The sequence below is a fragment of the Acidithiobacillus sp. TH-A36 genome (assembly GCF_057473445.1).
Map to the genome: position 1 here is coordinate 1 of NZ_JBYCKP010000309.1, position 9007 is coordinate 9007.

At 55.1% G+C, this 9007-nt stretch carries 9 protein-coding genes; all 9 read right to left on the reverse strand.

Features of this window, described 5'->3' with window-relative positions:
- Positions 1-351: 351 nt before the first annotated feature.
- A complete protein-coding gene (locus AC2VLY_RS08175; protein ID WP_065957761.1) occupies positions 352-1269 on the reverse strand; it encodes a LysR family transcriptional regulator in 918 nt (305 codons plus the stop codon).
- Between the two features lie 29 nt (positions 1270-1298).
- The gene (locus AC2VLY_RS08180) at positions 1299-1877 is read right to left on the reverse strand and encodes an acyloxyacyl hydrolase (protein ID WP_070129504.1); all 579 of its coding nucleotides are present in this window, start codon (positions 1875-1877) and stop codon (positions 1299-1301) included.
- A gap of 137 nt (positions 1878-2014) precedes the next feature.
- Positions 2015-2905, reverse strand: a complete 891-nt coding sequence (locus AC2VLY_RS08185; protein ID WP_065968064.1) for a LysR family transcriptional regulator — start codon at positions 2903-2905, stop codon at positions 2015-2017.
- A gap of 27 nt (positions 2906-2932) precedes the next feature.
- A complete protein-coding gene (moaA, locus tag AC2VLY_RS08190) occupies positions 2933-3940 on the reverse strand; it encodes a GTP 3',8-cyclase MoaA (protein WP_486892270.1) in 1008 nt (335 codons plus the stop codon).
- Positions 3941-4103: 163 nt separating this feature from the next.
- On the reverse strand, positions 4104-4448 hold the full coding sequence (locus AC2VLY_RS08195; protein ID WP_065957756.1) for a hypothetical protein: 345 nt from the start codon (positions 4446-4448) through the stop codon (positions 4104-4106).
- Between the two features lie 183 nt (positions 4449-4631).
- Complete coding sequence (locus AC2VLY_RS08200) at positions 4632-5333, reverse strand: NAD-dependent epimerase/dehydratase family protein (protein ID WP_486892269.1); 702 nt, start codon at positions 5331-5333, stop codon at positions 4632-4634.
- 14 nt (positions 5334-5347) lie between these two features.
- Positions 5348-6289 carry a dimethyl sulfoxide reductase anchor subunit family protein gene (locus AC2VLY_RS08205; protein ID WP_486892268.1) on the reverse strand — a complete coding sequence of 314 codons (942 nt, stop codon included), beginning with the start codon at positions 6287-6289 and terminating at the stop codon, positions 5348-5350.
- Positions 6290-6301: 12 nt separating this feature from the next.
- Entirely contained in the window at positions 6302-6994 is a 693-nt protein-coding gene (locus AC2VLY_RS08210; protein ID WP_486892267.1) for a 4Fe-4S dicluster domain-containing protein, read from the reverse strand.
- 11 nt (positions 6995-7005) lie between these two features.
- Positions 7006-9007: molybdopterin oxidoreductase family protein (locus tag AC2VLY_RS08215; RefSeq protein ID WP_486892266.1), on the reverse strand; the 2002-nt coding region annotated here is incomplete at its 5' end.

Here is a 9007-nt window from a genome sequence, read left to right on the forward strand (position 1 = left end):
CGGCGGGGCACGCCGGGGTAGCCTGTTCTCCAAAGTAGCGGAGAGAAGCGGCTGAGGTAGGGCCGCTGCTGGCAGGAAGGAATCCTCGTCCTTCAGGGCGAGGAGGAAGTCAACCATAGGGTAAGCCTCCATGTACAGGGAAAACAGAATCCTATCAAATGGATAATCTTATTTCAGCAGAGGTAACTGCGGTTTTTAGGATGATCGGCCAGACGAGCGACCACAGGTAATTGTGCTTTGGTATTAGCCATTGCCATGCCTACCCAAAAACAAAACACGGCGGTCATTCTGACAGAGAATCACCTATCTAACAGTATGATATTTAATCTAAGTCGGCTGACTGCTCCATTGCTACCCTGATTCTTTATTAGACTTCCCCAAAGATTGCCGAAGTACATCCAGGAGTGCCCGGGTACTGTGACTGCTTTCCTTGCGATACAAAACAGAGAGGTGGTGTGGAATTCGGGGCACCGTTTCCAAAGTCACCAAACCCGGCCGCAGACCACCACCATCACTGAGCGCAGAAACAAAACTGACCCCTAATCCGCAACGCACGGCAGCCCGGATAGCCGCAAGACCGCTGAGCTCATAACGAATTTCCGGGTGAACGCCTGCCGCTTTCAAGGCCTGTAAAGCCTGTTCACGAATGCCTGAACCTTCTTCCCGCCACACCAACACCTCTGTTTCTAATGACAGCAGAGGCACGAGTTTTGGGGCTAACTGAAGCCAGCGTGGCGTTTCGGGAGCCAGCAGGATAATAGTGCTGTCCACCAGCATTTCTTCTTTCCATCCGGAACCTGTGGACAATGCCGGGCTATCTTCCACGAACACCAGATCAGCCTGATCGCGCGTTTCTCTGGCCGCCCTGCTATTGGTCGCCACCAGTCGCAGGAATACACCCGGATAACGCTCCCGGAATCGCGCGATCACCTGCGGGAGGAGCGTTTCAGCGTTGCTATGACTGGCAAGAATCGACAAAGAACCCCGCAGCAGGTCTTTTCTGTCCTGGCAAAGGCCGTGAGCACTGCGCAGGGCGCTTTCAATTTGCTCGGAGATACGCAATAAAGCCATGCCAGTGCTGGTCGGCGTAATGCCCTGCGGATTGCGTTGATAGAGCGGCTCGCCAACAACGTCCTGTAATTGCCGGAGTCGCTGGGAAACGGCGGGTTGGGTCATGAAGAGCGCTTGCGCTGCCGCATGCAGATTCTTGTGGCGCGCAGCCTGCGCCCAGACCAGTAATAACGCGGGATCCAATCGTTCATGCAACATCAACCGGTCCTCCTACGCACCAGGAGCAATCAACCCCCCTGCTGGTGTTCTCCCCAGGAAATCGGCATGGAGTAATTCAGGAGGATTTCATCCTCACCCGGATCCTGTTTTTTGATAAAGGCGTTGGAAATATGCGCAATTTTCAGGCCGAAACGGGATTGATTGGCAAACTGATAGTCCAGGCTGAGCTCCAGGCGAAACTGGAAGGTCCCATACAGCTGCTTCCCACGCCCCTGATGGTACCCCCCCATCGCCAGTACCGGGGTCAGTATCCAGTGATGCCAGGCAATATCCGTGTAAAACCCGGTATAACCCATGAAACCGCCATCGGTGTTGGCAACTATCCCGTAAACAGATCCTATCCCAAATAACTTGGCGCCGGATTGGTATTCCAGATCCATTTCCGGAAGCGTCGCGTTATTTTTGCCGACACCGGGACTGACCCCTGCCGCATTAAACGCACCGAGCCCCATATTGAGGTACGCAGGGCCACCCTGAATAACCCGTATCCCCGCATCCTCAGCCTGGGCCTGAGCAGGCAGTGCGATGAACCCGCCCAGCACCATACCCGTTACCATTCCTTTACAAACACCTTGCCAATTTTTCATAAATGCTCCTTCGTAATCTTAGATGCCACCGACATCGCGCCCTGACGGATAAACCCTCTCCACAGGCCTGAGCATGAGCGCGCTTGTTGCTTGAAGAAACGGGTCCTAAAGGAACATCCGTCGGAATCCGGGTGCTATCAATGCTCAAATACCGATAACCGGATAACTTCCAGAAAGGACGCCACCAAATGCCCGTAATGCGTGCGATGCAACACACTTAATGTATGGGGAATACTGGGAACCACCGGAATGAGGCACACGCCGACCAGCTGCTCGGGCGACAGTAATGTCGAGGAGAAACCGATACCAATCCCGTTTCTGACAGCGCTGCGCACCGCCGCCAATCCGCTGAATTCATAATGGATATACGGATAGATTCCCGCTTGTCGAAAGGCGTGGATCACATCCTCCCGGATGCCGGAACCCTCCTCACGCCAGATCAACTTTTCCGACGCCAGGTCTTCAAGGGGGATGGCGGTCAACGCCGCCAGCGGATGGGAGACCGGAACCAGTGCCGAAATCTCGGTTTCTACCAAACTGGTCCGTGTCCACTCAACCGGCTCCCGCACCAGGTCTTCTGCGCTTTCAATCAATATCAGATCCACCTCATCGCGGTGGAGCCAGGCCTGTTGACTGTTCATGGTCGCGGTTCGCACATTGACTGCGGGATACTTCCGGCAGTATTCGCCCACCAAGAGGGGTAACAGATACTCGGCGTTCGTGTGACTGGCAGATAAGCGCAAGGTCCCGCGCAACAAATCTTTGGTTTTGTCACGTACGGCCTGGGCTTCCTGCAGGACCGCTTCCATATTCTCCCCTGTCCTCTGGAGAATCCGGCCTATCTCGGTGGGTTCAATACCCCGGGCCGTCCGGTGGTACAGGGGTTCTCCCAACCAGTCTTGCAGCCGTTTGAGCTGATGAGAGATGGCTGGCTGACTCAAAAACAGGCTCTTGCCTGCGGCCTGCAGATTTCTCAGCTGCGCCACACGCGCCCAAACCAGCAACAACGAGGGATCTATTTTTTGCATAAAACGGTATAACCACGCACTGAGACGTTATCCCCCCACCCGCATCATAAAAACCGGTGCGGAGCGATCGGGCACGTCCTCAAAATAATGGCGTTCCGGCTTGTCATGCCAGACACCCTGCTGAATCTTCTGCGCAATGTGCCGGTCCGCAAGGCCTCCCCGTAATACCTCACGCAGTTCGAGCCCGGCTTCCTGCCCAAGACAATAGAGTAATCGTCCCGCAGCGTTCACGCGCACCCGATTACAGGCCGCGCAAAAATTGTGACTCCAGGGCGTAATGAATCCGACCCGCGATGCAAAGCCCGGTACGCGATAGAGACTCGCCGGACCGTCCGTGGGGGAATCCTGCTCGGGCTGTAGCGGACCAAATGCGGTTTCTATCAGCGCCTTCGCCTTTTGGGCGGAATAAAAATCACGCTGATAAAGCGTGCTGCCAGCAGAACCCAGGGGCATCAACTCAATGAAACGGATGTCCAGGTCCCCGATCAGGGCAAACTCTGCAAGACGCAGCAAATCTTCGCGGGTGCTGGACTGATGCAGGACGACATTGAGCGCGATTTGCGGCACGCCTATTTGCCTGGCCACCTCAATCCCTTCCAACACGGCATCCAAATCTCCCCCCCGGGTAATGGCCGAGAAGCGTTCCTTGTTGAGGGAATCCAGGCTGATATTCACTTTACTGAGTCCTGCACGCAGCAAGGTGGCACCCTTCCGGGCAAAGAGAACCCCATTGGTGCTGACGCTTCTTTTCGCCACACCCGCCGCTTTAGCTTCGGCAATGAGCTCCGGCAACGCCGGAAACAACAAGGGCTCTCCCCCGGTAAATCGGATATGGGAAACACCCAGCCCGGCAAAAATACGGATGAGCCGTTTATATTCGTTTGCCGTCAGCTGTTCCGGTTTCGGAAACCAGGGTGCCCCGCTTTCCGGCGTACAATACTGGCATCGGAAATTACAGTGGTCAGTCACCGAAATACGCACATAGCGAATGCTTCGTTGCCAGGAATCCTCCAGTGTCTGGGGCTTATCCTGCATGGGTCATCACCTCCCGATATCCCGCATCTGCAGGCACTTTTTCAGGAATGGACTGCACCTGGATGTTCATCCCAACAGTCGGTCTTGTCGTGATCCACGCTCCCGTGCACAGATAACTGGCAGGTTCCTTTAATCCGTTCACTATGTGCCTTCTACCGTCATTTTACGCACGGGGGTGCATTTGCGCATCGACTTCCGCCGCCACCTGGGCAATGCTCCGGGCCAGGCACGCTTCGGACTCCGTCAATTCCCACTCGCGTTCACTCTCCACAGACACCGGATGCTCTGCGCAGGAGCCTGATAAACTTTGTCGGGTCTGGCTTTGGTATAAAAAGGTCGCATAATCCAGCACCTGATCGTTATCGATGACCTTTACCGCCGCATCCAGGGTGACGGAATCGCATCCGCACAACTGCTCTGACACGGCCAGGAAAGCCGCATCCAAGGCGCTGTGTAAACGCAAAGCCAAGGCCCGTTGTATGGCTTTCTGAGGATCAATTTTCTTCATTGTCTTCTCCTGTTCAAGATATATTCCATCCAGACTATCTCTCGACCCGCGTCAGCGCCGTCCGTAAAAAGCAATAGAAAGTTCGGCGATTCGCTAAAGCTGTCCGATCTACCCTAACCAATCCCGAAGAATCATTTCTTTTCGGGAATAATCGTCATAGGGAAGTCGCCGCAAAATGCCCCCTTACGCGTAGATCTTGCCGGGATAGATGGTGACCCGCGCCTTGTCCGTCCAGGCCTCCTGAATCTTGCCGATACTCTCGGGATCGTCCAGCGTTTCGATGATAATTCGTGCCCAGTGATCCAGATCGGCACTGCGCAGCTTGGGCAGCCGAAGAACGGTCGAGGCGAGCCTGGAACCCCATCCAAACTTGGGGCCATTGAGATAGGTGAAGTGGCCCTGGGCGGCACTGTCCTCGCTCGCTTCGCGGACAATGATTTCCCCCAGGCCTTTGCTGCGCAGACGCGCATCGGAGGACAAGGGACTGGCTCCACAACAACTGACATGAACAATCCGGCACCCGCCGATTTTCACCGCACTGTGGATCATGCGCCGGGGAATTTCGATATGCACTTCCTCAAAGTCCCCCCGCCTGGCGGGCGGCAAATCGATGCGACTGCGCCGCACTTCCTGATGAATACTCACCAGATTGATGACCGCATCCACCTGCGACAGCAGGGTGTCCAGCGTGCTGGTATCATATTCCCTGATCTGATGAACATGAACATCGTTGAGGGCCGCGAATGCGGGTTTCAGTGCCCCGGCTTTCCGCGTACTCACCAGGACCCGACGTTCTTTTTTTGCCAGCTGCTGGACCAGCTTCTGCCCGAGAAAACCGCTCCCGCCCATGACCAGCACATCATAGGGTCTCACTTCCTGTGTCATCTGCGTAAGCTCCTTCAACATTGCTGCCGACCGTGATAGAGGTTCACGACATGCTGCGCCTCAATAAAGAACAGCCAGCGCTCGACACCAAATCCGGTCAACACCAATAAAGCCGCCAGGACCGCGAGGGCAGCCACCTGCCCCCAGAGTGCGATGGCCAGCAAAGCCAGCGGCAGGATGATGGCAATGAGATACATCAGTATCTTGATGCTTTTGGCCTTGGCAGGCGGAAGCCGATGTCCAAATTCTTCCGTCAGGAAGGTACCAAAAGTGTGTCCCTGATCCAGAATCCGCACGGAAAAACGATTGAAACCGGTGGCTGTGCGAATGGTCGGTCCGCCAGGGCGACTGATCCAGAAGTAATAAATTCCCTTGAGCACGCCCGTAGCCACGAGCAGGGCCGCTGCAATACCGATCAGCGCGGGGTCCGGCTGGCCCGTCGTGATCTGCTGAATCGCGGCTAACCAGGTGGCCCCTATAGCCAGTCCCATCGCATAAAAGTTGGCGGGAACCAGTGGTGTATTCCATTGCCGCATCGTCCGGAGCACCGCATAAATCATGCCCTGACAGAAAATCGTGATCAGACCGATAATCGCCGCCAGATTCGCGAGAATCAATCCGATAGCGTCGTGGGTGCCGCCCGTGAAAAAGACCCAGACCAGGTATAAAAAAGCAAAGGGATAGTACATCACCGCGAAAACGCCCTCGCGCGCCAGCCACGAGGTTCTCCATCGGGTAAACGCTCTCCAGGCATTTTTCGGATTCGCCAGATGCGCAGTGGATGACAGCAGCCCGATGGAAACAAAAGCCATGGAAATAATCAGTGCTATCATGGTCAGCAGTGGATTGAGTCCCCCGTCAATCTGGAAATCATTGACCAGCGCCGTCAGGGCCATGAGGCCAAAACCACCCCCTGAAAAAAGGGTCAGAAAGATTACTGCTAATGCGGGATGCATACGGCTTCTCCTTTACCGGGTAACGGCCTGATGAATCCAGTCCTTGACCTGACGGATTCCCCGTTTTTTGAGATTTTCTATGGGAATAGGCCGGGTTGGACGAGGCGGCAGATACTTGTTACTCGGCTGATAATTCAGCTCCGGCATCAGCTCATACCCACCTCTTTCCCGGACAGCGCGACTGACTGGACTCTCCGGATCATCAAAATCACCAAACATGCGTGCGTGGGCCGGACAGGTCAAAACACAGGCCGGTTGTCGCTCTTCTTCCGGAATTTCCATGTCATAGATGCGATCCACGCAAAGCGTGCATTTCTTCATGGTTCCGGAGGCCCTATCCAGTTCCCGGGCTCCGTAAGGACAGGCCCAGGAGCAGTAATTGCAGCCCATGCATTTATTTTGATCCACCAGGACAATCCCGTCTTCCGCTCTTTTATAGGAGGCGCCGGTCGGACAAACCGTCACACACTCCGCATTTTCACAATGCATGCAGGACATGGGAAAATTGATGGTTTTGTTGTGCGGATACTCCCCCAGCTCAAAATGCCGTATGCGGTTGAACCACACCCCGGAAGGTTCCGCGCCATAGGGGTGATAGTCGGTCAAAGCGCCCGTGGTCCCACTGGTGTTCCATTCCTTACAGGCAACCGCGCAGGCATGGCAACCTACGCATGTGTCCAAATCGATAACCAATCCTAGTCTCATCCGAGGCCTCCTTAAGATTTCAGGTTGACGGGCGGGTGCGTGTGGTACCGCAAGCGGTCCACTGGTCGCGGCTCATCCGGTAATGGCTTGATGGTGGGGAAGGTTGGCCAGGTGCCTTCTTCGCCAGGGGCGGCCGGATAAATGCGCACCCGTAAATCATACCAGGCCGCCTGACCGGTGATCGGATCCGAGTTGGTCAAACGCCTTTCCCCCGTCTTCTCCGGCAAGAGCTCTGAGATCAGATGGTTCATCAAGAATCCGCGCGTGGCTTCCGGGGCATCGGGCGAGAGTGCCCAGGCCCCGGACTGTTTGCCAATGGCATTCCAGGTCCATACCGTGTCTTCCTGACAGCCTTCGATCAGTTTGACCTGAACCCGAATTTTACCATTATGGCTCTCCACCCATACCCAACTTTTATCCGCAATGCCGAGATGCTCGCCACGCTGGCGATTCATATACAGAAAATTCTGCGCAATGATTTGCCGCAACCAGGCATTCTGGCTATCCCAGGAATGGTACATCATCATGGGCCGTTGATTGACCGCGAAGAAGGGATATTCTTCTGCATTGACCCGTTGTTGCTCCAGGGGTTCGTACCAGAAAGGCAGCGGATCAAAATATTTGGCCAGCCGCTCCCGGTCTGCGGGCTGTGAGGGCCGAGGCCCGTCATAGACCCCTTCTCCGGCCAGGCGGAAACGTTGCAAGGGTTCCGAATAAATCTCGATAAACATCGGCTCGGCCTTCGGAATGTAGGCTGCTTCCACCGCAAAATCCAGGTAGTCCTGATTGACGAACCGGAAATACCGGATATTCAGGGGCAGATGGTGTTGAAAAAAGCTTTGGTGATCGATGTAAGCTTCCCACTGACGCGGGTTGGGTTCCCCGCGCAGATGCTGATCCCCATTTTTGCCCCGCCAGCCGGAAAGAAAGCCTATGCCTGGCTCTTTCTGGTAATTGACAATGAAATCCTTGTAATCCTGGTAGCGCTTTTCGCCGTTTTCGTGCACAAAGGCGGGAAACTGGAGTCTTCCCGCAAGATCCACCAGCACTTCCTGCCAGGCGCGCACATCACGATTCGTTTTGAGGATGGGGTGGCGAATCGAATCGCATACGGCATCGGTCTCAGAAATCGGACGATCCAGCATGGACAAGGTATCGTAACGTTCCAGATAGGTGGTATCGGGCAAAATCAGATCGGCAAAATTGACCATTTCCGAATGATAGGCGTCAGACACCACGATAAACGGGATGCGATACTCGCCATCCTCTGAATCCTTTGCCACTAACATCTTCTGAATTTCTGCAGTGTTCATGCTGCTGTTCCAGGCCATATTGGCCATAAACAAAATCAGCGTATCAATGCGGTAAGGATCATAGTTGTGGGCATTGGTAATCACCATATGCAGCAAGCCCTGAATGGAAAGGGGCGTTTCCCAGGAGAAGGCCTTGTCAATCCGTTTGGGGTTCCCTTGCTCATCAATCACCAGATCTTCAGGTCCGGTCGGGTAGCCCAGGGGAGATGAGGAAAGCGGCTGGTTGGGCGCGCTGTGTTGCGCCGGCTTGACGGGCGGTGGCACCGGCTTCGGATAGGGCGGCTTCGCGCAAAAACCGCCGGGACAATCAATGGTGCCGAGCAGAATTTGCAGCAGATGAATGGCACGGGCCGACTGAAACCCGTTGGAATGCGCAGAAACCCCGCGCATGGCATACATGGAGACCGGACGGCCGATGAACTTGTCGTGTTTCCGCCCCGTCCAATCCGTCCATTCACAGTCTATTTCAATGGTCTCCTCAAAAGCCACCTGGGCCATCTCCAGGGCGAGACGTTCAATGGTTTCCGCCGGCACGCCGGTGATTTTACTTACCTGTTCCGGGGCATAGGATGCATCCAGATACTTTTCGATCATCAAGGACATCACGGTACGCACGGTGCGTCCGGCCGGGGTAATATGCTTATCCAGCAACGACAGGGAGGGATTGGAGCCCGCTTCCATGCCATCTGCGAAATTCTGG